Origin of the sequence: Paenibacillus uliginis N3/975 (assembly GCF_900177425.1) — a bacterium.
In the GTDB taxonomy this organism is placed as follows: Bacteria; Bacillota; Bacilli; order Paenibacillales; family Paenibacillaceae; genus Paenibacillus_AQ; species Paenibacillus_AQ uliginis.
In genome coordinates, this window is the sequence record NZ_LT840184.1 from 2,506,878 (window position 1) to 2,532,633 (window position 25,756).

At 42.5% G+C, this 25,756-nt stretch carries 30 protein-coding genes; 26 read left to right on the forward strand and 4 right to left on the reverse strand.

Translation table 11 applies throughout. The features are described 5' to 3' along the window. Positions 1 to 25: 25 nt before the first annotated feature. The 7 genes from B9N86_RS11915 to B9N86_RS11945 all read left to right on the forward strand — a co-directional run bounded on the left by B9N86_RS11915 (position 26) and on the right by B9N86_RS11945 (position 5,867). Positions 26 to 1,291, forward strand: coding sequence for a YlbE family protein (locus B9N86_RS11915; protein ID WP_208919407.1), 1,266 nt, complete (start codon positions 26 to 28; stop codon positions 1,289 to 1,291). Between the two features lie 33 nt (positions 1,292 to 1,324). Next, a complete protein-coding gene (locus B9N86_RS11920; protein WP_208919408.1) occupies positions 1,325 to 2,245 on the forward strand; it encodes an oxamate carbamoyltransferase subunit AllH family protein in 921 nt (306 codons plus the stop codon). Beyond that, positions 2,227 to 3,186 (forward strand): carbamate kinase, encoded by a 960-nt coding sequence (arcC, locus tag B9N86_RS11925; RefSeq protein ID WP_208919409.1) that lies wholly within the window; start codon positions 2,227 to 2,229, stop codon positions 3,184 to 3,186. The genes B9N86_RS11920 and arcC overlap by 19 nt, the downstream gene beginning before the upstream one ends. Before the next feature lie 249 nt (positions 3,187 to 3,435). Further along, on the forward strand, positions 3,436 to 3,861 hold the full coding sequence (locus B9N86_RS11930) for a DMT family transporter (RefSeq protein ID WP_208919410.1): 426 nt from the start codon (positions 3,436 to 3,438) through the stop codon (positions 3,859 to 3,861). A gap of 54 nt (positions 3,862 to 3,915) precedes the next feature. After that, positions 3,916 to 4,614 carry a Crp/Fnr family transcriptional regulator gene (locus B9N86_RS11935; RefSeq protein ID WP_208919411.1) on the forward strand — a complete coding sequence of 233 codons (699 nt, stop codon included), beginning with the start codon at positions 3,916 to 3,918 and terminating at the stop codon, positions 4,612 to 4,614. A gap of 81 nt (positions 4,615 to 4,695) precedes the next feature. Further along, positions 4,696 to 5,157 carry a DMT family transporter gene (locus B9N86_RS11940; protein ID WP_208919412.1) on the forward strand — a complete coding sequence of 154 codons (462 nt, stop codon included), beginning with the start codon at positions 4,696 to 4,698 and terminating at the stop codon, positions 5,155 to 5,157. Further along, positions 5,154 to 5,867 (forward strand): YjjG family noncanonical pyrimidine nucleotidase, encoded by a 714-nt coding sequence (locus B9N86_RS11945; protein ID WP_208920269.1) that lies wholly within the window; start codon positions 5,154 to 5,156, stop codon positions 5,865 to 5,867. Before B9N86_RS11940 ends, B9N86_RS11945 begins: the two co-directional genes overlap by 4 nt. Positions 5,868 to 5,927: 60 nt before the next feature. Here the strand turns inward: B9N86_RS11945 and B9N86_RS11950 are convergent, their stop codons facing one another. Then, positions 5,928 to 6,416: a hypothetical protein gene (locus B9N86_RS11950; protein ID WP_208919413.1), complete on the reverse strand. Its 489-nt coding sequence runs from the start codon at positions 6,414 to 6,416 to the stop codon at positions 5,928 to 5,930. Between the two features lie 491 nt (positions 6,417 to 6,907). Between B9N86_RS11950 and B9N86_RS11955 the strand changes: the two genes are divergently transcribed. The 5 genes from B9N86_RS11955 to B9N86_RS11975 all read left to right on the forward strand — a co-directional run bounded on the left by B9N86_RS11955 (position 6,908) and on the right by B9N86_RS11975 (position 10,507). After that, on the forward strand, positions 6,908 to 8,581 hold the full coding sequence (locus tag B9N86_RS11955; RefSeq protein WP_208919414.1) for a ribonuclease J: 1,674 nt from the start codon (positions 6,908 to 6,910) through the stop codon (positions 8,579 to 8,581). Between the two features lie 127 nt (positions 8,582 to 8,708). After that, complete coding sequence (locus tag B9N86_RS11960) at positions 8,709 to 8,966, forward strand: hypothetical protein (protein ID WP_208919415.1); 258 nt, start codon at positions 8,709 to 8,711, stop codon at positions 8,964 to 8,966. Between the two features lie 2 nt (positions 8,967 to 8,968). Then, entirely contained in the window at positions 8,969 to 9,508 is a 540-nt protein-coding gene (locus tag B9N86_RS11965; RefSeq protein WP_208919416.1) for a hypothetical protein, read from the forward strand. Positions 9,509 to 9,580: 72 nt separating this feature from the next. Then, positions 9,581 to 9,937, forward strand: a complete 357-nt coding sequence (locus B9N86_RS11970) for a hypothetical protein (protein ID WP_208919417.1) — start codon at positions 9,581 to 9,583, stop codon at positions 9,935 to 9,937. Between the two features lie 21 nt (positions 9,938 to 9,958). Next, positions 9,959 to 10,507 (forward strand): GrpB family protein, encoded by a 549-nt coding sequence (locus B9N86_RS11975; RefSeq protein ID WP_208919418.1) that lies wholly within the window; start codon positions 9,959 to 9,961, stop codon positions 10,505 to 10,507. Between the two features lie 104 nt (positions 10,508 to 10,611). Here B9N86_RS11975 and B9N86_RS11980 read toward each other — a convergent pair whose 3' ends face one another. Next, the gene (locus B9N86_RS11980) at positions 10,612 to 11,283 is read right to left on the reverse strand and encodes a DUF4097 family beta strand repeat-containing protein (RefSeq protein WP_208919419.1); all 672 of its coding nucleotides are present in this window, start codon (positions 11,281 to 11,283) and stop codon (positions 10,612 to 10,614) included. Between the two features lie 221 nt (positions 11,284 to 11,504). Between B9N86_RS11980 and B9N86_RS11985 the strand changes: the two genes are divergently transcribed. From B9N86_RS11985 to B9N86_RS11995, 3 genes are all read left to right on the forward strand, one after another. Next, the gene (locus B9N86_RS11985; protein ID WP_208919420.1) at positions 11,505 to 11,648 is read left to right on the forward strand and encodes a hypothetical protein; all 144 of its coding nucleotides are present in this window, start codon (positions 11,505 to 11,507) and stop codon (positions 11,646 to 11,648) included. A gap of 89 nt (positions 11,649 to 11,737) precedes the next feature. Next, entirely contained in the window at positions 11,738 to 12,517 is a 780-nt protein-coding gene (locus tag B9N86_RS11990; RefSeq protein ID WP_208919421.1) for a MerR family transcriptional regulator, read from the forward strand. Further along, entirely contained in the window at positions 12,514 to 13,170 is a 657-nt protein-coding gene (locus tag B9N86_RS11995; protein WP_208919422.1) for a GAP family protein, read from the forward strand. The genes B9N86_RS11990 and B9N86_RS11995 overlap by 4 nt, the downstream gene beginning before the upstream one ends. 140 nt (positions 13,171 to 13,310) lie before the next feature. Here the strand turns inward: B9N86_RS11995 and B9N86_RS12000 are convergent, their stop codons facing one another. After that, on the reverse strand, positions 13,311 to 13,679 hold the full coding sequence (locus tag B9N86_RS12000) for a stalk domain-containing protein (RefSeq protein WP_208919423.1): 369 nt from the start codon (positions 13,677 to 13,679) through the stop codon (positions 13,311 to 13,313). A 262-nt stretch (positions 13,680 to 13,941) separates the two neighbouring features. On the opposite strand from B9N86_RS12000, the gene B9N86_RS12005 reads away from it, so the two are divergent. From B9N86_RS12005 to B9N86_RS12045, 9 genes are all read left to right on the forward strand, one after another. Next, the gene (locus B9N86_RS12005) at positions 13,942 to 15,312 is read left to right on the forward strand and encodes an amino acid permease (protein WP_208919424.1); all 1,371 of its coding nucleotides are present in this window, start codon (positions 13,942 to 13,944) and stop codon (positions 15,310 to 15,312) included. Positions 15,313 to 15,460: 148 nt separating this feature from the next. After that, on the forward strand, positions 15,461 to 16,252 hold the full coding sequence (locus tag B9N86_RS12010; RefSeq protein ID WP_244563048.1) for a hypothetical protein: 792 nt from the start codon (positions 15,461 to 15,463) through the stop codon (positions 16,250 to 16,252). A gap of 150 nt (positions 16,253 to 16,402) precedes the next feature. Beyond that, positions 16,403 to 17,593, forward strand: a complete 1,191-nt coding sequence (locus B9N86_RS12015) for a phosphoenolpyruvate hydrolase family protein (protein WP_280174984.1) — start codon at positions 16,403 to 16,405, stop codon at positions 17,591 to 17,593. Positions 17,594 to 17,736: 143 nt separating this feature from the next. After that, on the forward strand, positions 17,737 to 18,948 hold the full coding sequence (locus B9N86_RS12020) for a Tm-1-like ATP-binding domain-containing protein (RefSeq protein WP_208919425.1): 1,212 nt from the start codon (positions 17,737 to 17,739) through the stop codon (positions 18,946 to 18,948). A gap of 72 nt (positions 18,949 to 19,020) precedes the next feature. Beyond that, a complete protein-coding gene (locus B9N86_RS12025; RefSeq protein ID WP_208919426.1) occupies positions 19,021 to 19,845 on the forward strand; it encodes a phosphoenolpyruvate hydrolase family protein in 825 nt (274 codons plus the stop codon). Positions 19,846 to 19,995: 150 nt separating this feature from the next. After that, on the forward strand, positions 19,996 to 20,163 hold the full coding sequence (locus B9N86_RS12030; protein ID WP_208919427.1) for a hypothetical protein: 168 nt from the start codon (positions 19,996 to 19,998) through the stop codon (positions 20,161 to 20,163). A gap of 29 nt (positions 20,164 to 20,192) precedes the next feature. Continuing rightward, positions 20,193 to 21,263 carry a hypothetical protein gene (locus B9N86_RS12035; protein WP_208919428.1) on the forward strand — a complete coding sequence of 357 codons (1,071 nt, stop codon included), beginning with the start codon at positions 20,193 to 20,195 and terminating at the stop codon, positions 21,261 to 21,263. 202 nt (positions 21,264 to 21,465) lie between these two features. Continuing rightward, positions 21,466 to 22,425 carry an AAA family ATPase gene (locus tag B9N86_RS12040; RefSeq protein ID WP_208919429.1) on the forward strand — a complete coding sequence of 320 codons (960 nt, stop codon included), beginning with the start codon at positions 21,466 to 21,468 and terminating at the stop codon, positions 22,423 to 22,425. Positions 22,426 to 22,437: 12 nt separating this feature from the next. Further along, positions 22,438 to 23,073 carry an RNA ligase family protein gene (locus B9N86_RS12045; protein ID WP_208919430.1) on the forward strand — a complete coding sequence of 212 codons (636 nt, stop codon included), beginning with the start codon at positions 22,438 to 22,440 and terminating at the stop codon, positions 23,071 to 23,073. A gap of 66 nt (positions 23,074 to 23,139) precedes the next feature. Here the strand turns inward: B9N86_RS12045 and B9N86_RS12050 are convergent, their stop codons facing one another. Continuing rightward, positions 23,140 to 23,574 (reverse strand): DUF4259 domain-containing protein, encoded by a 435-nt coding sequence (locus B9N86_RS12050; RefSeq protein ID WP_208919431.1) that lies wholly within the window; start codon positions 23,572 to 23,574, stop codon positions 23,140 to 23,142. Between the two features lie 293 nt (positions 23,575 to 23,867). Here B9N86_RS12050 and B9N86_RS12055 point away from each other — a divergent pair, with 293 nt between their 5' ends. Both B9N86_RS12055 and B9N86_RS12060 read left to right on the forward strand, forming a co-directional pair. Next, entirely contained in the window at positions 23,868 to 24,017 is a 150-nt protein-coding gene (locus B9N86_RS12055) for a hypothetical protein (protein WP_244563049.1), read from the forward strand. An 82-nt stretch (positions 24,018 to 24,099) separates the two neighbouring features. Next, positions 24,100 to 25,674, forward strand: a complete 1,575-nt coding sequence (locus B9N86_RS12060; protein WP_208919432.1) for a HEAT repeat domain-containing protein — start codon at positions 24,100 to 24,102, stop codon at positions 25,672 to 25,674. Positions 25,675 to 25,756: the final 82 nt, after the last annotated feature.

Consider the following 25,756-nt stretch of genomic DNA (forward strand, 5'->3'; position numbering starts at 1 on the left):
AATAAACAATAAGGAGAAATGCAGCATGTACGGATCTTATCAAACAATCGATGAAGCAAATCAGGCAGTCATTCAAAAAATTGTAGCCGGTGCCCCTTTCCTGGTAGATGTCGTTCCTGCCAAATCAGTAGTAGACCAATTAAAAGGACAAGTGCTTCTGCACGCTGGTCCACCCATTGAATTCGCAGACATGACAGGCCCCATGCAGGGCGCTTGTATCGGGGCGGTCTTGTTCGAAGGTTGGGCAACGAACGAAGAACAAGCGATGACCATGCTGGAGCAAGGAGAAGTAACCTTCATTCCATGTCATCATGTCAAAGCTGTGGGGCCTATGGGCGGAATCACTTCCGCCAACATGCCGCTTCTGGTTGTTGAAAATCAGACAGATGGTAACCGCGCCTTCTGTACCATGAATGAAGGAATCGGAAAAGTACTGCGCTTCGGAGCCTATTCCGAAGAGGTCATTCAGCGTCTGCAATGGATGAGAGATGTGCTGGGACCTACCCTTTCTAAAGCTCTGCAACAGACTGAACAAGGCTTGAATATTAATGTGATGATCGCGAAGGCAATCACAATGGGTGACGAATTCCATCAGCGTAATATCGCAGCTTCTCTCGTATTTTTAAAAGAAATAAGTCCTTATATTTTGCAAACAGATTCAACCGAAACAGACAAATTGGCTGTAGTGAAGTTCCTTGCAGATACCGATCAGTTTTTCCTGAATGTTGCCATGGCAACTTCTAAAGCGGTACTGGATGCTGCAAGAATGATTGAGCACGGTACTGTCGTAACGGCGATGTCTAGAAATGGCCAAAACTTCGGAATACGAATCAGCGGCATGGGAGACGAATGGTTTACCGCACCAGTTAATACACCACAAGGTTTATTCTTTACCGGTTACTCCCAAGAAATGGCGAATCCTGATATCGGTGATAGCGCCATTACGGAGGCATTCGGTGTAGGAGGCATGGCCATGGTGGCAGCTCCTGGTGTGACCCGCTTCGTAGGTGCGGGCGGTTTTGACGATGCATTGGCAACCAGCAATGAAATGGCTGAAATTTGTATTGGTCATAACCCTAACTTTACGATCCCAACTTGGAACTTCCAGGGAATCTGTCTCGGTATTGATGCAAGAAAAGTTGTTGAAACAGGCATCACACCGGTAATTAATACCGGGATAGCACACAAAGAGGCTGGAGTAGGTCAAATCGGGGCAGGTACAGTTCGCGCACCTCTAGCTTGTTTTGAAAAAGCGCTTGAAGCGTATGCCCAAAAACTAGGTCTCATTTAACAACACGAAGGAATAGAGGAGAGTGGCAGTCGCATGAAACATTTAATCCAGGCAGATGGAGTATACAGCGCAGCTGTTCTCCCTCTCCTTCAAGGCGGTAAGCCTGGATATGTGCATAGTATATTTAACAATGGCTGGAATATCCTGATGGGAGATGGGCTTATTTTTATAGGCAGCACGAAGAACGGGCGGCTTCCTTTCGGTATCCATCTGGAAGACAAACAAGTGCCAAAGCTTATTTCTATGCTCAAGCAAGATGGAGATCAAATGATTCATTATGACAGCGATACATCGTCTCTTCTCTTTTCTTCATTCTGTATTAAATTAGACCCTCAGGCAACTTATCAATCTGGGATAGGACCGACAATGGACCGGCCGGAATCGCTGCTCCATCTTCTGAATGCGTTTGCAACCGAGCTATTAATTCATAATCAGCCGACAGGTGCAGGTATTTCGATAGATCATTTCATCGAATGTTTCTTTAACGAAGCTCATGTAACTTGTTCGGATAGTGAGCGAAAAATTATACAGTTAATAAATACAGCACGAGTTCGGAACTTATCACAAATAGACGAAATACTCAGGTACTGGATTGGACGGGGAAAAGGCCTGACCCCTGCCGGAGATGACATGCTGGCGGGAATGCTCGCGGTGGATGCAACAGCATGGATATTCACGGATACGTTTCGCTTACATTTATCTGAACTGGTGGAGAAAGAAGCACTAACTACCGATATCAGCCGGGAATACCTAAAGTATGCGCTGAAGCGAAACTTCAGTTCAACAGTGACAGATGTCATGAATGCTCTTCTGCAACAAGATGAAGACAGCTTGATTAAGCGGACCAGGGAATTGATGCGTGTAGGACACAGCTCAGGTCTGGATACAGCATTCGGCATACTGATCGGTATGCTGATTATTAGGAGGAATTCAAATTGGCACAAAAAGTTGTGATTGCACTTGGCGGCAATGCTATTCTACAACCTAAACAACAGGCAACCTATGAGAATCAAATTGCAAATATCCAGAAAAGCTGTGAAGTGATTGCCCGCATTGTGAAGCAAGGTTACGAAGTGATTATTACGCATGGGAACGGTCCTCAAGTAGGGAATATATTGCGTCAGCAGGACGAAGCTAAAGAAGTGGTTCCGCCGTTTCCACTTCATGTGTGCAGTGCGGAATCCCAAGGCTTTATCGGGTATATGATGGACCAATGCTTGAAAAATGAACTACAAAAACTGGGATTAAATCAGGCTGTTACAAGCATCCTGACACAAACGGAAGTATCTTTGAAAGATCCTGCATTTCTAAATCCAACTAAACCTATTGGTGTGTTCTACAGTGAGGAAGAGGCCAAGCGTCTTGCTGAAGACAAAGGCTGGGTTGTCAAAGAAGATGCAGGCAGAGGCTGGCGTCGTGTAGTTCCATCTCCAATGCCACAATCCATTATTGGGGCGGATGTAATCAAGTCTCTGACTAGCCAGGGAGCCATTGTCATAGCTGCAGGTGGTGGAGGTATTCCTGTATCCCGGCAACCAGACGGGACTCTTATCGGTGTGGAAGCCGTCATCGATAAAGACCGCAGCGGATATCAGCTGGCCCAGGATGTGCAAGCAGATATCTTTATGATTCTGACTGATGTTCATAATGTATATGTGAACTACGGAAAGCCGAATCAAAAATCACTGGAAACGATATCACTGGAAGAAGTTAAGCGGTATGCGGATGAGGGCCAGTTTAGTGTCGGAAGTATGGGGCCTAAGATGGAATCAGCCATAGGCTTTGCAGAAAAGGGCGGCATTGCTATCATTTGTTCCCTGGATCAGGCTGATCTTGCTCTGGAAGGAGCAGCGGGTACCCGCATCATCCAGGATGATCTGGTACGCTGTAAGTAAAGAAGGATTGATAAATCAATCTTTTCAAGATAGGATACAGGGTTAGAATAAAAATAGGAGCTTGTCACCATTACCAGTGACAAGACTCCTTTTTTTATATCAAATACAAGTATGCTTGCCCTTTGCGGCAGTACCATAGTAATTGGAAACATAATAGTAGGTAGGTTTGCTGTCCTTGAGGACATATGTCCTTTGCAAATACATGAGTTCGTTATGTAATAAAGGAAACATCTACACGAGGGAGAACAAATGAGAGGATTTTTATTCGCTTTTTTTGGTGGGGCCTTCATTACGCTGCAAGGTGTCGCCAATGCTCGCATAAGCCAAGATATCGGTACCTGGCAAGCGGCGACAGTTACTCAATTAACAGGATTTATAATCGCATTGCTGGTCCTGATGTTCGTCCGAGATGGAAAATGGAAAATGCTCAAGAAAGTAAAGCCGCTATATTTGACTGGCGGAGCCTTAGCGGCGATTATTATTTTTAGTAACATTACAGCTATGCATCAGATTGGTGCTACCCTAACGATTTCCGCTGTACTGATTGCCCAACTGTGTCTAACCTTTTTCATTGATCGAAATGGATGGTTCGGTGTGGTGAAGCAGAAACAGAGACTACCACAGTTCATCGGCATTGGGATGATGATTGCTGGTGTTGTAATATTAGCTTTGTGATCGATTGATTAATTCCGGAACGGAATAGGGAAGGGCTGGAGGTGTATCCGAGTAATGAAAGAAAGTAACGACCGTGAGCAACTTAATCTATACTTGCATGCTCACCAGATTCAATCTATTTTTCCTGAACAATTGCTACCGTATTTAACGTTGTACAGCTATGAGCAAGGGGAACGCATCTGTTCCCAAGGAGAGCCTTCAGAGCATGTATACGTTCTGGTTAAAGGTAAGATCAAAGTCTCTACAACATCTCCGGAAGGTAAGAAACTTATTCTCTCTTTTAAGACGCCACTTGAGGTAGTGGGTGATATTGAATACGTACAAGGCATGGATATGATCAATACGGTTGAGGCCGTATCGCCTGTCTGTATGATCGTTGTTCGTCATCATTGGCTGAAAAAATACGGAAAAGAATATCCTCCGTTGCTGCAATTTTTGTTAGATATTATTACGCGAAAATTTTGCGTCAAATCTAATTCTATGAGCTTCAACTTGATGTATCCGGTAGAAGTACGATTGGCAAGTTATTTATTATCTGTCTCCTTTGATGAATCCAATTCTGAATTTAAAGGACAGCTCTCTACAGGCAGTTTAATGGATGCAGCCGATTTAATTGGAACGAGTTACAGACATCTGAATCGAGTAATTCATCAGTTAAGTACAAAGGGACTGATTGAACGCAACAAGGCGTTCATCCTTGTCAAGGATCGGGAAGGATTACAAGCGCTCGCCGGTCACAATATTTACGAATAAACGCATGTGTTCAAGCAGCAAGTCAGTATTGCTATAACGATATGCATCTGAATGTAAACTACTATTGGGAGTGCAAAGGTTATGATTCAAGGACTCTTACTTGCGATGATTGCAGGTTCGTTAGTCGGTTTGCAAAATATTTTTAATAGTAAAGTCAATGAACGTGCAGGCACTTGGACCACGACAACTATCGTATTGGGCATGGGGTTTTTGGCATCACTTATGACGGGTCTCCTTTTTGAAGGAGGACATTTATTTACTTTGCAAAATATGAAGCTATGGTACTGGTTCAGCGGTGTCATTGGAGTAGGTGTAGTCATTTGTTTGACACAAGGAATAAAGCTGCTAGGTCCTACGCTTGCTACTTCGATCGTGCTGACCTCACAGCTGGGATTTGCTCTATTATGGGATTCCTTAGGTTGGCTAGGCTTGGAGCAGGTACCTTTTTCATTTCAGCAGTTACTAGGTGTGTTGGTTATCGTTGGTGGCGCTATTGTATATAAATTGGGCGGTGTACGTAAGGAGATGGAGAGATCATGTTGAAGAAATACCGGACTTTATTATTTGATGTAGATGATACACTATTGGATTTTGGTGCAGCAGAAAACGCAGCGCTGAGTATGCTTTTCGAGGATCACAACATTCCCTTAACCACAGAACTGAAAGCTCATTATAGAAAAATAAATCAAGGTCTTTGGAAGTCGTTTGAAGAAGGAACATTGGATCGTGATGAGGTAGTGAACACACGTTTTTCGATCTTGTTTAAGGAGTATGGTCAAGAGGTAGATGGAGTCCTATTGGAAAAGAAATATCGCAGCTACTTGGAAGAAGGGCATCAACTTGTTCATGGGGCGTTCGAATTAATAAAGGACCTGCACCATAAATACGACTTGTATATTGTAACGAATGGCGTTTCCAAGACTCAGTATAAACGCTTGCGCGATTCTGCATTATTTCCACTATTTAACAATATTTTTGTTTCTGAGGATACGGGCTTCCAAAAGCCAATGAAGGAATATTTTGATTATGTTTTTGCACGAATTCCTAACTTCTCTGTGGAACAAGGATTAATTATTGGAGATTCTTTAAGCGCGGATATAGCAGGCGGACAGCTAGCTGGTCTAGATACATGTTGGTTCAACCCTGAGATGAAGCCGAATAACATGGATATTGTTCCAACCTACCAAATACAAAGGCTTGATGAGCTATATCGAATTTTACACGTTGAAAGAGAATCATTAGTCAGTGTTTAATGGCGATCTCGATTTAACTCCGGCCGCCCCTAAGGGCGGCTATGATACTCTCTAAAAAACCTATCCGTCATAACCCATCGTTTCAACTTCTTTTCCATTGAATTCGATATCTAGTAGATGATCGGACCATATATTATCACCACATGTAATTTCCGCAAAAGTATCGCCTGTCTTGATTACAGTTACTTTAACACGATACACTTCTAAAGATTCGTACCATTCATCATCAGCTTCATCTTCAAATTTTTCATTGTAGAATTTTTGTAAAACATCTTTACAGTGACCAAGCCAATCGATGTACTCCGTGAGAGTATTTGTACTGTTTGTTAACTCTACATCATTATGAACTGTAATTCCTAACGATTTCCCGTCAAATAGATACCCAAAAATAATGATCGATTTATCAATTTCATAGTTTTGCCAATCACTACCTTGTTCATCCTTCTTCTTAACATTTTCCATTGTTAATTTCTCTATTTTTTGAACAACTTTAGCCTTTAATCTTTTTATAACAAAACGATCTCCATGAGAATCTGCCAGTTTCTTCATTTCAAAAAGTTTACTCTGATCTTTTCGATTATTAGAATCGGCAACGGTTAAGAAAATATCATAAGCACTTTTATGGTAACCAAGTAGAGAGTAGACATAGGATAAAATAAGTCTCGCTTGGTTATCTTCCTCAGCAGTCTTTAATGTATTTGAAAACTCGTACAGTTTTTCGACGCTTTGAGGAGACTTGTTACTAGACTTAAATTCCTTTGATAACTCTATGTACTTATTCTAATATTTATTTTCCATGTTATACCTCACTAATATTAAATATCTTCGTAATTCAAATACAACAATTATACCAGAATGTTCACGCCTTGAAACTTTGTTTCAAGGCGTTTTACATAAATAAAGAAAGGTGCATAAGTTTTGTGATGAATTAAATAATAAGTACAGGAAAGTTTCCAATTTTATATTTTGGATTCATTAGACGAGTAAATTTAACATCTTAATACTCGGCTTAGAGAGAATCACTAGGAGGTTTCATAAACTTGAAGCTCGCTGAGAACAAATTGCTTATTGCTGCTCTAGGCGGCGTGAATGAAATTGGGAAGAACATGTATCTGATCCAGTACGATCAGGATATAGTTGTTATTGACTGCGGGTCTAAATTTCCCGATGAAAGCCTGCCGGGTATCGACCTCATCGTCCCTGATATTACTTATTTACTCGAAAATCGTGATAAAGTCAGAGCGCTAATCGTGACACACGGTCATGAGGACCATATCGGGGGAATCCCATATCTGCTGAAGCAATTGAATGTTCCCGTGTATGGGACACAGCTCACGATCGGATTGATAAAAATTAAGCTTAAGGAGCATGGCCTCCTAAGAAATGCTGAATTGCAAGTAATAAATGTAGATTCAACTGTTCATGTTGGTGCCATCCAAGCGTCTTTTTTCGCTACAAGTCACAGCATCCCAGACTGCGTGGGTATCTTTTTTCAGACACCAGAAGGAAATGTGGTTCACACGGGCGACTTTAAATTTGATATGTCTCCCGTAAGCGGCCCCTATCCCGATCTACACCGAATGGCTGATATCGGTAAACAGGGGGTTAAGGTGCTTCTATCTGAGAGCACAAATGCCGAAAGGCCCGGATTTACTCCTTCAGAACGGTCGGTTGGTGGACATATTCTGGATGCGTTTGCGAGGGCTGAACAGCAGGTATTCATATCCACGTTCGCTTCCAACGTAAACCGAGTCCAGCAAATCATCGATGCAGCTATGGAGACCAATCGCAAGTTGGTTCTGCTCGGTCGGAGTATGGTAAATGTTGTATCGGTGGCAAAAGATCTCGGTTACTTGAAATTACCCGATGATCTTCTGATTGATGCAAAAATGACAGAGCAATACCCGCCGGAGAAAATCGCGATATTGTGCACAGGTAGTCAGGGCGAACCCATGGCCGCACTGTCACGACTGGCTAGCTCCAGGCATCCCCATATTGAAATTTTACCCGGTGATACGGTTATCATCGCTGCAGGAGCTATCCCGGGGAATGAACGAAATCTTGCGCATGTTATCGACAACTTATATGTGCTGGGTGCAAATGTGATTTATGGATCAGGTAGTTCAGCAGGTATGCATGTCTCAGGGCATGGTAGCCAGGAAGAACTTAAATTAATGCTGACTTTGATGAAACCTGAATACTTAATTCCCGTACATGGTGAATTTCGGATGCTGTACCAGCACCGCTTGCTGGCAGAATCAGTAGGGATACCTAATGAGAATGTGTTCATTGTTCGTAATGGTGAGACGGTTCAGATTGAAGCTGGAACAGCCCTCCTTGGACCAAAGATACCAGCTGGTAACAGCCTGGTAGATGGGTTAGGGATAGGCGACATAGGTAATATCGTGCTGCGTGATCGGAGACACCTGTCCTCAGACGGCATGCTAATCATCGTTACAACCTTGAGTAAAAATCAGAGGCAGATGCTTGTGGCACCAGAGGTTATTTCTAGAGGCTTTGTGTATGTGAGAGATTCTGAAGCACTCATGAACGAAATTCATGAGAATGTAAAGTCCATCATGGATAACTTAACGGAATCAGAAATGAGCCAGTGGAACGTGATTAAGCAAACATTAAAGGATAATATCGGCCGGTTAATTTATAGTCAGACAAAGAGAAGACCGATGATTTTACCAATCATCATTGAAATATAACACCAACAAAAAGGATACCCAATGGCTCATTGGGTATTCTTTTTGTATATTATTTATATAGAATGCGAAAATATTTGAATTGATTCATCGATTAGTTGAATGTTTTGATTAAAGGGGATGAAGTAAATTGAAAAACAAAAGACAGAGGCTGCAGGCAATTGAATTGGCAAAGCAATTTGAAATAGAATATAATTCAGACCCCAACAATAATAAGTTCACAATTGAATTTTTAGGTGTGACCGGTGTTCCTGGGGAATGGTCAGTCGACTATAATGTTTACTCTGAAAATGCTTGTATTATAGATGGACCGTTAGCCATGATCATTGATGATAAAGGCAATATCGTAAGTTTAGAAGAATACATTATGAGATTGAGGAATAGTTAAGTATGGACAAAAAAATAATAGATTCAACAACGATAACAAGTTTGATAAGTTTAGATGATGAATTGAAGAAGGAACATGATCTAACCTTAGATCAATTCATAGGTATTTACATCTGTAAAGAAGAGGGAATGAAATATGAATGTACGCCCGAGGATGCAATTGTTTTTGCGTTTACTGGAACGGGAGGGGATCATTTTGCGTTTAGTACAATGAACGGTCTTATTAAAGATTTAGATACCGCTCCAATTTTATTCATCCAACCCATGATCTTTAGCAATCCAGTTAAGCTGGTTGCCAATAATATTCGTGATCTTTTTTCTGTTTTTCTAACACTTAAAGAGTTCTACATTTTAGAAAGATTCGATTGGTACGAATCCGAATCAGACATGTTACATGATATAGAAGAACATTACCAAAAAGCTATTTCTTCGCGTCAAAAAGAATTGAAATTCATTTCAGAACTCATACAGAATCAACTTCAGATCACACCAATTAAAACTGTTTTTAAGTATATCTCTAATATTAGAGAAAAGACTACGTAATCATTACATGAGAATGTGCACGCTTCATCTAACAACATCCTAAAAATACAACTACCTAAAGAAGGAACGATTATGTCAAACCTAAATGAAAAACAATCAAAGTTTCTTGAAGAATTAGTCTCAATAAAAGAACATTATGTTGACTTCTCTCTATTGAGCTTAAATAAGGATTTGAAACTAAACTGGAGCAGTTATCCAAAAGAGTATATTAAATTAGGTGAGCACATAAATACGGAAGAACAAGTAAGAGATTTTCGATTCATACAAAATGAGTTGGTTGACGAGATTATTTATCGAATTTTAGAAGTTGTAGATGGCTACGGTAATTTAGATTTTGAAATCGACTTAATCGATAAAGAAACGAAAGAATCATTAAAGGCAGGTATACAACTACATGATCAATATGCAACAAGGATAAGCGAGAAATGATCCAAATCAAAGGAGGTAAACATGACAGAAAGAAAAAGAATCATTGAAGTTATTCCATATAACCCTGAATGGAAAACCGAATTTGAAAAGATTAAGAAGATGATATCGAGTTATATCGGTGATTTAATTCTAGCTATTGAACATGTTGGAAGCACCTCAGTGGAGGGTTTATCTGCTAAACCGATTATTGATCTTGATGTCGTCATTGAGAGTTATGATGTATTTCCAAGCATTGTTGAACGATTAGAACAAGAAGGATATGAACATGAGGGGAATTTAGGAACAGAGGGACGAGAAGCATTTCGGAGGATTTTTAACGATGGATGTATGAAATATCATCTTTATGTATGTCCTAAAGTCGGAAGAGGATATTTAGAGCATATTGCATTTCGAGATTATTTGCGGTCAAATGAACAAGCTCGAAAAGAATATGAGTTATTAAAAATACGACTTGCTGAAACATATCGTTTCGATATTGATTCATACAGCAATCACAAGACTGAATTTGTAAAAGATATTTTAAAAAAGACCTTATACAATGCTTCTTTTAACAACGGGCAAAAGGCGTGAGCGAAAAGGGGAGAATAGCCCCCAATTACATGCCTATAGCAAGTGCTGAGTTTGTTCAATTTCAATGGAGGGAAGCGTAGAATCGCTTCTCTCCATTTTTATGTCTATTGTACTGATATTTTTCCCGAACCTGTTTTGAGATTAACCTTATATAATCCACTACCCGATTGACCTTCCGTCTTTCTATTGCTCTGTTGATGATCCTCCAAAGGAATGGAAATTGATCGACTTCCACTGCCTGATTGCAGGAGCCAACTGGCATCCGGAGTGTCATCATTTAACGATAACTTCACATTACCGCTTGAAACTGAAACAGAAATATCGCTATGGAATTTCGCGAAATCAAGAGAGATGTTGCCGCTCTTGCCTTTAACCACCAGTTTATGGGTTTGTAACTCACTTCCCGCAACATTACCAGATGAACCATCAATGAGCACCTCTCCTTTATAATCAGACGGAATGCGTACTTTAATCTGGGGCATTTTCCCAATTTTTAATATGCGAGTGACATCGCTTTTTAATCGAATTTTGATTTTTTTCTTACTCTTATCCATAACAATCCCCGGCCCATTGTCATCAAAGAGCAAGGAAGCTTCTAGCGAGTCAATATCTGCCGATTCCACATTTAATTTGACGCTACCATGATCGATTTGAAGAACATCTACATCTTTAAGGGAGACACTTTGTATATTTTCGGTTGCCTCACCACTTTCGTTCCCACAAGCGCTTAGTAAAAACATGACGAGAACTAGAAGCATAATAAATCGGAATTTCATTTTAACCACTCCTTATGTTTGCTAGATCTCATTGTATTAGATGACGTAACGTCACCTTCAAGTGGTTTTTCAAGAAAAACACTTGTAAGTGACGCGACGTCATCTTGTATGATGAAAAAATCCTGCCAAACCAGCGTAAAATAACTCTTTATTTGCTTCCGACAATGGTATTGGTGATCAGATCTGATCTGCAGAAGGATAGAAAAAAAGGGGGAGTTAAGATGAAGCAAGAAGATATCGTTATTTACGCATGTGTAATTATTGGTGCCGGTATAGGGCTAATGCTTGGCAGTGCATTTCCAGGTGTTCTAGTCGGTTTGGGGATTGGGTATTTAATTAAATTTTCTTTTAAAAAAGAGGATTAATGTTGCTTTATATTTATTTCACGTAAAAAGGCTTGAACATGACGTAACGTCACCTTGTATAGTCGGTTTATACGATAAAAAGAAAGCAGGTGTTTGAATCGATTCCTATTCAAAAAATAACAAAACAGACGGGTATCACCGTTAGAACGCTGCGTTACTATGATCAGATCGGTTTATTGATCCCTTCAGCGAGGACAGAGGGGAAACATCGGATGTATAGCGATCAAGAATTAAAGAAGCTGCAGCAAATTCAATTTTTAAAAAGCTTAGGCTTCAGCCTCCAAGAAATTTCAGACATGCTCAAGAACCGAGAGTGGAATTGGTCAACTAGTTTGAAAAATCAATTAAACTATGTTCTTAATGAACAAAAAAAGTTAGAACAAATAGAGTCTGCTTTGCGAGGGTTGCTTCATAGTATCGCGGTGGAAGGAGAAAAGAGTTGGACAGTTATTCAACAACTTATCCAGCTATCGGGAAGTGATACGGCGTTAAGGCAAGCGTTCCGTAATCAAATGTTTGAAGAGCACGAAAAGGAATTGCTGAGTCTACTTCCTAACATGAATAGAGACGATCCTGACTCTCTGGAATGGATCGCTTTGCTGGGACAGCTCAAAAGACATATGAACGACGGACCGGAATCGCCTGATGTTCAACGAATCGTAGGACGAATGGATGAGAAACGATTGGAGAGTTTTGGGGAAGAAGACGCCTTCGTAGAAAAACTATGGGAGATCAGAAACTCGCCGGATCAGTCTGAGCAAATGGGTTTATACCCAATAGAACAAGAACTTCTTGAACTGATGGACCGAGCATTTGATATATATTTGGCTCGCAAGAAAGAACACCCTGAACAGGAGGAGAGATTTTGACCATAGAACTGCTTCTTTCCGTTGGGGCTTTGTCACTGTTAGATATGCTAAGCCCAGCCACGATAGGAGTCACCGTTTATTTACTACTTGCTGAGAGGGACCGGCTTGTACCACGTTTACTCGTTTACTTGATAACAGTAGCAGGATTTTACTTCTTTGTTGGCGTTTTGCTTATGCTCGGATTAGATGCCGTTTTTGAAACAATGTCCGGCATGTTTCAGAATCGGACGGTAAGCTGGATCATGGCTATAGTTGGTGGAGCCCTATTTATCGCCAGTTTCTATGTCCCTACAAATAAGCCGTCTGAACCACGTCGTCCAAAATCAAAAAGCATCGGTGCGATGATCGGGCTCGGACTTACCACTGCATTGATTGAGGTGGCGATGGCACTGCCTTATTTTGCGGCGATTGGGCTTATGACCACTGCGAAATTGCCAATCGTTCAGTGGGTTCCCATATTGGTTGGATACAATTTCATCATGATTCTACCTCCTTTATTGCTGTTTGGATTTCACCTCGTATTTGGTCGTTTGATGCAAAGACCATTAGAGAAGCTTAGGGTAAAAATCGCCAAAAGCTCCGGATCGGCACTTTCCTGGATCATGTGTATTGCCGGACTTATTCTGCTGCTGAACAGCGTAGATAATTTGTAATTATTTAACGAGATCAGAAGAGGATCGTAGTTTATATACATAGGACTGGTTTACGATAAAGACACGACCCCAAAGGTCGTGTCTTTATCGTTCGTTTATTTTGATAGTCACGGAGCGAACGATGATAAACATGTTGCGTGCTATTTGCTGCTGATGCTAAGCTCTGAAAGTTTGCTATTCCATGTAACTTCTAAGCCCATTTGCTTTAGCAGGGAGACGGGAATCATAATCGCTCCGGGAGTGATGTAGGGTGGACTTGACAAGGTCACTTTTTTCCCATTGACCTCCCCTTGAAGTTGATTAATACGGAAGGAAGCTGAAGTTTGATTATGTTTAATCGTGTATAGGGTTTTGGCTGTATCGCTGCTTGAAGGGGTAATCACAAGTTCTGCTCTCAGTGCTTTTGCAGTGTCCTTTAGTGGAATGGTGATTTGACTGTTACTCATAATAGAGGGGAAAGAAGATGTCAGCAATTCACCGTTGATGGTTACATTTATTGGAGTCTGCATACGTTGAGGTGTGTATACTATTCCATCTATCGAGTTTCGTGGTACGCCTAGCGCAAAACGTTTATTGCCTCCCCAGCCCCACACTTGTCCCTTTGAATCAGAAGACGTTTAAAAGAAGTAGGAAGTTTCATTGCATCTGTCCAAAAATTGATTGTATTTATTGTCCAACATTCAGCATATTCACAAATATGCATAATAGGTTATACTGATATATGCATTTAAAATACATAGTCAGTCATGAATATACATCAGGAGGATATGGATGGGACAAGCAGAGGGATCATTACAGAAAAAATTAAAACCTAGACATATCAGTTTTATGGCTATGGGCGGCGTAATCGGAACAGGGATTTTTAAAGGTAGTGCTGAAACGATTGGTTTGGCTGGACCTGGGGTTATCATGTCCTATATATTTGCAGGACTGTTGCTTCTGGTCGTAATGGCAGCCATGGCAGAAATGGCGACCGTATATCCAAACCGGAATATGAAGGATTTTGTCCGTGAAGCTTTCGGGGAAAAGGTCTCATTCATCATGGGCTGGATGTACTGCTTCATGTGGCTGTCTGTATGTGTTATAGAGGTTATTGCTGCGGGCAGTTTTCTGCAATATTGGTTTACAGAAGTACCGTTATGGCTGCTAAGTTTGGCCTGTGCCGCCTTTATTGTTCTCATCAATTTGATGAGCGTAGGTACCTTTGGAGAATTTGAATTTTGGCTGGCAGGAATTAAAATTGCCATGATCATCATTTTTATCGTACTGGGAGTATGTCTGATATTCGGTGTCATTCCAAGTGATCATACGCCATACCTGCAAAATTTCACGAATTCCGGAGGTTTTTTACCGAATGGCTGGACTTCAGTATTCTCTGCATTGCTCGTAGTGATGTTCTCCTACGGTGGCTCTGAGCTTATAGGATTAACACTGACTGAAACAGAAAATGCTGAACGTATATTACCCAAGGTGGTCGGTAACTTTATCTTACGAATCATTCTGTTTTTCACCCTGCCAATTCTGATTATTTGCGGATTAATTCCTTGGAATCAGCTGGGACCGGAGAGCAGTCCGTTCGTACAGGTATTAACAGCGACCGGACTGTCGGGTGCAGCTCATATTATGAATTTCATCTTGATAACGGCTGTTCTGTCAGCTGCCAATTCAGGTATTTACGGTGCATCGCGAATGCTTTATTCCATGGCAGCGGCAGGTGAGGCACCCAAGTCTTTGGCTAGAACTAACCGTAAGGGGAGTCCGGTAAATACGCTTTTGCTGTTAGCGGTCATTTTGCTTGCTGGCTCTTTGCTGGGGCTATTCGCACAGGATCAGCTTTTCCGTATACTAATGGCTGTTCCGGGATTCGTTGTAATTCTGGTATGGATTTGTATTGCTCTATCCCAGCTGAAGCTACGCAAACAGTATCCTGTTAAACCTGCCTTCAAAGTGTGGGGATATCCCTATGTGACAGGATTTGTAGTCGTATGCCTCACAGTTATTGCAACCATGTTCCTCTTTGACAGTCAGAACCGATTCAGCATTGGGACTTGTCTTGGGGTGCTGCTCATACTTATCGTTTCGTCCTTTGTCAAATTCCGTCCCAATCGGGATCGAAACGAGAACGAATGTTCTGAAAAGTGATTGACATCCTATTTGATCCAATATATACTATTATCAAATCGAAAGAAGTGCGGGAGAAGCACCTCGCAGGACAGGCTATGAAGCCTTTCTTGTGGGGTGCTTTTTTGCGCTTCCTTTGAAGATGATATGGATAAGGGAGATGATTGTTTTGTTGCAACGAAGAAGTAAATATAACCGTTATATAAGTGTTCTAGTAATTCTAACCCTGTGTTCCCTGCTGCTTGTGGCTAGACCGCCCTATGTAGAGGCTTCAAATACTGGATGGGATGCTGCGTTAACAAGCATTGACCAGTTGCATGACAGCTTTACCGCATTGGAGTTAGCCAATAAACAGGATAAGCAGCAAATACAGGTGCTGCGCAAGCAAAACAATGACAAGCTTAAAGAAATTAATTCAAAAGTACAGCTCATTGACAAGGTAAAGCTCGACAAGTTAAAGACAGAAGTAGACCAGACTCAGAAAAAATACGCTCCTTTGCTTGCGGAATACACTGATCTCGGCAAGAAAGCGACAGAAGCGAGGAAACGCAAAGATCGAAAATCTGTTCTTCTGTATGATCTCAAGCGAAACCGTATTAAGGCTTCTGCTAATGCGGCGAGACAGGAGATCAAATTGAAAAGGGATGCTTTAACAGCTGCGAAGAAGCAGGCTGCCGCAAAAGCCAAAATCGTTAAAGATGCCTTAGTACCTGTGCAAACGCTAAAGAAACAAATTACAGCCGAAAACAAAAAAATAACAGACATAAATAAAAATAAAATTGCAGCGAATAAACGTTATAAAGCAGCTGTCAAGCAGGGAGACGCTGTGAAGGCTGCTGCAGAATTGAAACGGATCGTTGATGATGTTAACCAAATCCATGCTTTGCAGAAGAAGATATTTGAATGGGAAAGGAATATTCGGAGTACAATTCATTCTGCAGAGGTCAAGCTCTCAAAATAAGTGTCTTTATCGATGCTCTTACCTAACAATATCCTTACCAACAATAAACACATTAACAGAATCAACAAGTTATCCCTTATAATAATAGGTAATGAACTGCCAGGGTAAAATATAGTATGGCGGTCTAATTGATCGAAGGGGCTCATCAAATTGGCAACAAGCAGAAAGCAAATTGTAGAACGGATGCATCAACAAGCTATAGCTGGAGAGCATATCATTGGCGTTGCGGCAGGAGCGGGAATATCAGCCAAGTATGCGGTAAAAGGCGGAGCAGATCTTATTTTGGCATTGAATTCGGGACGGTTTAGACAAATGGGGCTGGGCTCCATCGCAGGCTTGATGCCTTATGCGAACTCTAATGAAATGGTAATGGAGTATGGATCACGTGAGATATTGTCCGTTGTTGGGGATAAACCTGTTGTATTCGGACTTTGCGGAACAGATCCTACCATAGAACTGTCATCGTATTTGGATACGATTCAAAGTAGCGGTTTTTCCGGCATCATCAATTATCCGACGGTCGGCCTGATCGACGGACAGTTTCGTGAAGCATTGGAGGAAGAGGGGATATCTTACCTTCAGGAAGTAGAGGCTGTCCGGCTCGCACACGAAATGGATATGTTTACGATGGCTTTTGTATTTAATGCAGAGCAGGCGGCTTATATGCTGGATGCGGGAGCTGATGTGATCTGCGCCCACTTAGGGGTTACGGCAGGTGGATTGATGGGTACAAAAAAAGTATATTCCCTGGAAAAAGGAGCGGACATCGCGAGACAGATTTTTGCTGTATGTGATGCTTCTAATCGGAATCCTATAAAACTCGTATATGGCGGACCTGTCCATACTCCGATTGATGTGCAGTATATGTATGATAATACATCCGCGATGGGATATCTCGGCGGCTCCAGCTTCGAACGGATTCCAACAGAAGAGGCTATCGTGGATACGACGCATCGGTTCAAGGTTACTGGTTATCTGGAGCAGGACCAACAGCTGATGAATAAGCTGAGCGCTTTAGATGAGCCGTATGATTATGTGGCTTTTGTTAAAGAGCATATTGCCCATAACTACATGAACAACATCTCACTGACAGAGCTTGCAGACCAGATTCACGTTTCGCGGACGCATTTAAGCGCGCTTTTTAACAAGGAAGTGGGCTGCACGTTTCCGGAATACCTAGCGAAATACCGCATACATAAAGCGCAGGACGTGATGAAGCATACAAAGCTTTCATTATCAAGGATTGCGGAGTTGGTCGGATATCCTGATTATGTGCATTTCAGTAAAACGTTTAAAAAATACGCCGGTGTTACCCCGCAAAACTTCCGTAAACAAACATAAGACAAATATACATAAAAATCATACAACCATACGATTACTTTGACTTGAAAGCGCTGTATTATTGGGTTGTAAAGGTTCACGGCGGTGGTCCGGCAGGGCTGGCGGCGGATCCTGATAGCATGTTTAACGAAGGAGGTTATTCAGTGAAAACGATAGCCATTGCAGGAACATTTGATTCAAAAGGTGCAGAGTTTTTATATGTGAAATCGGTCATTGAAAGTCTCGGCTTAAACGCATTTACAATACACAGTGGTGTGTTTGAACCCATGTTTACACCTGATGTATCCAACACCGAAGTTGCAGAAGCTGCGGGTATCGATATTTATGAAATAGCTGCCAGAAAGGACCGGGCTGCCGGGACAGAAGCTTTGGCAAGAGGAATGGAAGTAATCATTCCGAAGCTGTATGCAGAAGGGAAATTTGACGGTATCCTGTCCTTCGGAGGAACAGGGGGAACGTCCATTGTCACCGCAGGCATGCGAGGTTTGCCGATCGGAGTTCCCAAATTGATGGTATCAACCGTGGCTTCTGGCAATACAGAACCCTATGTAGGAACTAGTGACATCATCATGTTTCCGTCCATCGTTGACGTATCCGGGCTAAACTCGTTTTCCACCAAAATATTTACCAACGCAGTACATGCCATGGCGGGTATGGTGCAGTTTGAATCGACACCGCCTCAGGATAAAAAGCCGTTGATCGCAGCTACCATGTTTGGCGTCACCACACCATGTGTTAATTATGCTAGAGAATATCTGGAGGATCAGGGCTACGAGGTGCTGGTGTTCCATGCAACTGGCACGGGCGGAAAAACGATGGAAAGCCTGATTGAAGGCGGCTTTATCGATGGGGTGCTGGATCTCACGACAACCGAATGGTGCGACGAGCTTGTCGGAGGTGTGTTGGCTGCCGGACCTCATCGACTTGAGGCAGCCGGACGCTGTAAGGTACCGCAGGTCGTATCGACTGGCGCACTGGATATGGTCAACTTCGGTCCCTACTATTCAGTACCGACAGCTTTCAAGGACCGCAATTTGTATAAGCACAACCCGTCCGTAACCTTGATGCGGACAACGGTAGACGAGAACCGTCAACTTGGCGAGATTATTGCGGATAAATTGAATCAGGCAAAAGGCCCAACGATGTTAATGCTTCCTTTGCAAGGTGTCTCCATGCTCGATGTAGAAGGAGAGCAGTTTAGGGGTACCGAAGAGGATGAAATGTTGTTTAATACACTAAGACAGAATATTGACCGCCAGTCGGTTGAACTGATTGAAGTAGACACAGATATTAATGATCAAGCTTTTGCTATCGCAGCTGCCAAGAAATTGGTGGAAATGATGAAGCAACATTAACCGTAGAATATCATGAACTAAACTTATCGCTGAACACGACGAACTAAATGACCCCAAGGAGGCAATCATACAATGAAGACTAGAACAGAGATTTTGGCCCAATTAAAAGCAGAGGTAGCGGCCGGGAATGTACTTTTGGGTGCAGGTGCGGGAACCGGGATATCGGCCAAAAGCGCCGAAGCGGGCGGAGTTGACCTCATCATTATTTATAACTCGGGACGTTACCGGATGGCTGGTCGCGGCTCACTCGCCGGACTCATGGCGTACGGGGATGCCAACCAAATCGTAGTGGATATGGGGAATGAGGTACTTCCTGTTGTTAAGGAGACACCAGTACTGGCTGGAGTCTGCGGTACGGATCCGTTCCGGATCATGGATATTTTCTTAAAACAGCTTAAAGAGCAGGGATTCGCAGGTGTTCAGAACTTCCCTACAGTCGGCCTGATCGACGGCGTGTTCCGCGCAAATCTTGAAGAGACCGGAATGGGGTATGATCTGGAAGTTGATATGATTCGAAAAGCCCATGAGCTAGATCTGTTAACAACACCTTACGTGTTTGATGTGGATCAAGCGAAAAAGATGGCCGAAGCCGGAGCGGATGTCCTGGTCGCTCATATGGGACTGACTACAAAAGGAACGATTGGCGCTAAAACTGCGCTGACACTCGATGACTGTGTGGACAAAATCCAGGCGATTTGTGACGCAGGCAAAGCAATCAATCCGGATATCATGATCCTGTGCCATGGCGGTCCGATTGCCGAACCGCAAGATGCTGAGTATGTGTTGTCAAAAACCAAGGGAGTTGAAGGATTCTTCGGAGCATCCAGTATTGAACGTTTTGCAACGGAAGTCGGTATCAAACAGCAAACAGAAGCTTTTAAAAATATATTGAAATAGGATTTTACTGAAAATTCTGAAACGATCGCATGCCATAGCTGTAGTTCCACCTGGAGACTTGGATTTGTCGAAGGGGGAGCCAGCTATGGCTTTTTGCGTTATATTAATTATAGGCATTTTTTGCAAGGGGAAAGAAGGGGGATGATCAGCATGAACGGCGAGGTGTATCAACTCATTCAATTGACTGCTATGGGTAATGGTTATATCCTGGGCGGGGCAAAGCCTGAAGACAATGTTCATCCGGATCAAGAACATTATGAAGTGATTTTGCAAGCAGCCAAGGGAAATGGACATGGTCAGCGTGGCTGGATCATTTAATAACGTTAGGATGCCAGGGACTTTCACTGGTGACCAGCCAAAGTTCGGGAGAGACCTGGAAAAGTAGTGGTTTTGTAGGTGGGGGACAACCGGCGGGTATTGCAGCGATTGGAATTCCTAACGAACCTGCTTGGATGCCGTCTTGGCAAGTGGTGAGTAACCCTCAGCAAGCAACAAAATGGAGAATTACATATACAGAGCATATTGATCCTACCGGGATTAATAGAGAATATGGAACGGTTCCTATAAGTCATTATGCAGCGGAATTAAGAGGAATACTGAAGCGGATTGGACAGCTAGCGGTCGATATTGATGAAGAGTTCTGGAACAACGATTTTTTTAAACCGGCTATTGAAAGACTTGAAGGTGTTGTAACTAATATGCCGATGGAACTGCCTGAAATCTATTCGGACGAGGCTCAAAGGCTGCTTAATGCCGTATATAAAGCTTGGGTATTCGGAGGCATGGGGTCGTGGAATGACAGTCCACCTTATTCCGCCCACCTGCATCAACTGGAAAAAGAGTACAATGACTGCACGGGGGATTTATATCATACGTTGCTGCAATGTGCCCAAGGTGCGGTCAATTCGGTATTTCATCTGCAACAAATACAGCAGCTAAGCCTAACCAAAACGGAGCTTGCGAGCTTAAAGCATAATTTGACGGAGCAATCGCTGCCTTTTAGCCATCAGGTTGAATTTCAAGAATGGAATTATCCAGCTGGAGAAGCCGGAGCTTACTTTCTCAAGCTACCGAGGACAGAAGTCCGATCCGATTTGGAGGGACTTGCATTATTACTACTAAGATTGGAATTCCGTGAACAGGAATGGAGCTGGGATGAGAAGGAAGTAAGAGAAGTTGGCCCTAACGCTTTGCGTACGGCACTAACATATCTTTTGGACAACGGAGAATGCACTTCACTGCGTTGGAAGGAAATATTGGACAAAGCCGAGCTGTATACGGAAGGACATTTAGAATTAAAAAATGAAGTCACTTTCAGATCAAGCAATGTGATGCTTTATGATGATTGGAATTTGCTGCAATTTTTTGGAGTTAATGATGAGCATTATTATTTGTACCTCTGGTATACGACAGCCTAAGGTTTTGAGATTTTATCGTGACAAGGGAATTTACATTGGAGAGATGATTACGAATTTAAGAAGGTCTATTATTATAAAAGAGAAAATCTTCAACAGAATGAAAGTCTGGCTGAATGGGTAAGGGATCAATAAAAGAACAAGAAGTCGCTGAATTTGTGGACATTTTTATGTATAGTAGAAAGAGTGAAAGGAGGTGATCAATATGAGCACTGTACACATGCTCGTCGGTATTCCTGGCAGCGGCAAAAGTCATTACGCAAAAGAATTGTGCAAACGACAAAGGGCTGCGCACGTTGCAACCGATTCGATTCGAAACAGGTTATTCGGAAGCGAATCTAAGCAAAAAAATACGTATGCGGTATTTAACGAAGCTTTTGCGGAAATCGATCATGCTTTGCAAACGGGCCGGAATGTCGTGTTTGACGCTACAAATGTGAGCCGCAACCGGAGGTTTAAATTTTTGAAGAGATTCAAGGATGTACCTGTCGAATGCCATGTATGCATTACTCCTTACGAGATCGTAAGAGAACGAATACAAGCGAGAAAAAGGCGGATCGACGACAAGATAATAACCAAGTATGCTAAAAACTTCGAGTTTCCTGTCCTTGGAGAAGGCTTTCATGCCGTGCATATCGTCCATACACCAGGCGAAGTCATGATTGAAAGGACAGAGCTAGAAAAACATCTTGCTGGCAGTTCGGATCATAATGAGCTGTTTGATTATTTATCCAAATCCCCATATTTCCGAGTCATGCTGGGATATGATCAGGAGAATCCCCATCATTCAAAAACCTTGTCAGAGCATACCTATGCGGTTCTGGAATACATCAACGTCTGTTATGAAGGTGAAGATTTGCTCGCGATGCAGTTAGCAGCCTTGTTTCACGATGCGGGTAAACCGTTTTGCAAGGTATGGAAAGAGAACCGGGGATATTATTCGTATTTTGGACACGAGCACGTATCCGCTGCAATGGCCTGTCATGTCCTTAAAGAGCTTGGTTATGACCAAGATTTTATCTTGAAGGTTGTGAATATAGTAAGTTTCCACATGGAGATTTTACACGGAGGGGACGCGGGAGCGTCTAAAATTTATCATTTGCTCGGAGAGGATTTACTAGCCCAAATGTACTTCTTCGCTGAAGCAGATACTTTTGCAAAATAAAGAGGTGATACTATGAAAGTGAAATATCCGAAAACGATGCATCTGCCATGGTCGAGGGGATATACGGATGATGACAAAATCTTGCGGAATACCGATCATTTTGCAGGACAAGAGGTGGTCATAACGGAAAAAATGGACGGGGAAAATACGACGATGTACTCTGATTTCATTCACGCAAGGTCCCTTGACAGCAAGGACCATCCCTCCCGGCATTATGTCAAGACGCTGCATGGTAGTATACAGCATCTGATACCGGAAGGATATCGATTGTGTGGGGAAAATGTTTATGCCAAACATTCATTGTTGTATACATCTTTGCCCAGCTATTTCATGCTGTTTTCCGTTTGGAATGAACATAACGTTAGCCTATCTTGGGATGAGACCGTAGAGTGGGCGTCCCGCCTTGGAGTTGCTATAGTCCCTGAGTTGTACCGGGGGATTTGGAACGAAGAAGCCGCCAAAAAGTGCTATACGAAGCAATCCTGCTGTGGCGGAGAGCAAGAAGGCTATGTGGTGAGACTGACATCTACATTTGCATATGAAGAGTTCAAGCATTGTGCGGCCAAATTTGTCCGTAAAAATCATGTGCAAACCGATGAGCATTGGTTAAGTAAACCGATCGAGCCCAATAGAGTAGCCCGTTGTTAATTTAAATAAACAGGAGAGGACTGAGTATCATGTAATCCCGAATAATGAAACCAATATAAAATGACATTACGCGCCAACACTCAATTGCTCTAGCTGATGGAGTATGGCTTGCCCCGTTTGCTTCCACTTTGCAAAATCCTCAGGATCAGCTTCCGCCCAAAGTTCGTACACTTCTGACCGGTCGCTATTGTCCATGTTTAAGGCAATCTGGATTAATCCGATGACCTTTTGAAGCAACTCCAATGTGATCTGTGATTTCACGGCAGTCAGATCGACTTTTTCTGAGAGCCGCTGAACTGGATGAACACCATAGGCTTCGAGAATCAATTCTCCCGCTGCGAGAATGCAGCTTCCTTCATCGACTTCCATATATTCATCTTCAGACCATGTAGTTTCCACATATTCTATCTGGTTAACGATAGCAGAGTAGTCACGTTCTACGATGATTAAAAAATCACCCGCACCATCATTATCAAATACACCTGTTTCCCATGCTCCCATATGTAACAACCTCCTTCAGAATCAGTGTAACGACAATGGAAAAGGAATTGAATAGGAAAAACATACTATATAATTAGGACGAAAGAGGTTTTCAGACGTATATATCATGATCACAATTGATAATTGTTGCCATAAAGCTTTATAATTTATTCAGTAATCAGGCTCTTGGACCCCTTCCTTCTGATTCATCTTATCAATGGACAATAGGGATTCCAATCTCCTGATTTTTTTAGTTTTTAAAGATTACATAACTTTTAAGAGCATACATGGGAGGCAACTGTAAATGACCGAAAATGTTACTTCAACTGGCTGGGATGCCATTGATAAGGCTACTTCCAAAAGAAAGTGTGTTTGAAATTCCTTCTCTAAAAGGAACCGCCATTCAAATTGTAAAAACCAATATTACAGATAATGAGGGAAACGTCGTAAAGGTCATCGGTTAACAACTTATTGTCACATTCGACGGTACGACGCTATCAGAAAGTCCGCGTACAAGTAGTCCTCTAGGTGAAAGGAGTAGATCTCATGAGGAAGCTGTCACCTTACCTTGGCTCCTTAATTGAAGATCTGGATACGCCAAATAGAATTAACGTGCTTGATCAAATAGGACAGTCCGGTGAATATTATGCCATTCCATATCTACTACCTTTGATGGAAAGCGAAGATGCCAGGGTAGTGGAATCTGCCGAAATGGCTGTTTCTAAGCTGCTTGATTTCTGCCCTGCACTTGAACTGGCTTGGATGAATGAGCATATTCGAGCCTGGCATCCATCTCCGACGGAGTGGAAAAGAGCAACCGAACGCATGATGAGAGCCTTGGAGCAAGCCAGCTTTACTCGATTGTCTATAAGCAGCATGCATTGGAGCGGATACGTCCGAGAGGCGGCTGTTAAAAGATTAGCAGAGGTGGATAATGGAAGGGCTTTTCCGTTTCTGCTCCTGCGAATGAACGATTGGGTACCGGAGATCCGCAATATCGCCAGGAAATCTCTGGAACAACGGCGCACTTCCAATAATGCATGGCACTGGATTCAAAACATATCACTTGTTGATCGGCTTCTAACATGCGGCCGAGATTCTTTTGAGCCGTTTGTGAAGTCGATTCATCAGCTTCTGCGGGGGAGTGAATGTACGGAGGCACTGACCGAAGCACTTACTTCGCAGGACAACAAAATTCGCAGGTTTGCATATCGGGCATCTGTTGAAGCCGAGGGCGCTGATGCTGCAGCTGTTATCGAACAGGCGCTCATGGATTGTGATACAGAAATACGCCGCTGGGCATCGCAAAAGGTAGAAACATGTCTTGAAAATGAAAGCCTGTATAAGATGTTGCTGCGAATGAAAAGTGATCCAGTACCTTCCATCCGAAGGGAAAGCCTGGCTTTACTCGCGGTCTATTTCCCCAATGCTGCTAAGGAAATATTAATAGACAGGCTTCTGGATTACAATATGACGGTTAGGGAGACGGCACGGCGTTATTTGAATCGTCTTCATAAGATGGATTATTCCGAGTATTATCTGGACGTCATCTGGAATGGGCAGGAGCAGCACCTTGCAGTAGCAATCGCAGGTTTGGGAGAAACAGGTCAGGATTTTGAGAACGAAGTGCTGTTTGAATATTCAGACCATCCGAGTGTCTCCGTACGGAAGGCTGTTCTGCGTGGTCTTGCTAAGTTAAACCCTGAACCGTATGCATCTTTATTTACTGACTCGCTCCAAAGCGAGCAGCCCGGTACTTCACGTGAAGCTTCTCGTGCACTCCGACGATATCCATACTTAGTCAATCCAGATGAACTGGCCTCAATGATGTCACAGGAGCAGCCGGATCATGTGATGCGGAATGCACTGCGCCTGTTGCCTGCTTTTGATAGATGGAAACAGCTCGAGATTTTGCTAGACCTACTTACATATACGAGAATAGACAGGTTAAAAGCTAAAATACGGGAGCAGCTTGTAACTTGGGCGGAGTCTTCAAACCGCAAATTTACAGGTCGACCTAAGGAAAATGACATCACGCGTATACATAATAAACTGGATCACAGCAGGTCTGAAATGGACGACGCCGTTCATGCAAAGATAGAATGGTTTATAAACACATGAAATACATAAAAGAAATCTGGGGGCAACAGTGATCGTAAGAATAATCCGCATTCGTAGTGATGCCCAGGCTAAGAACTTAATT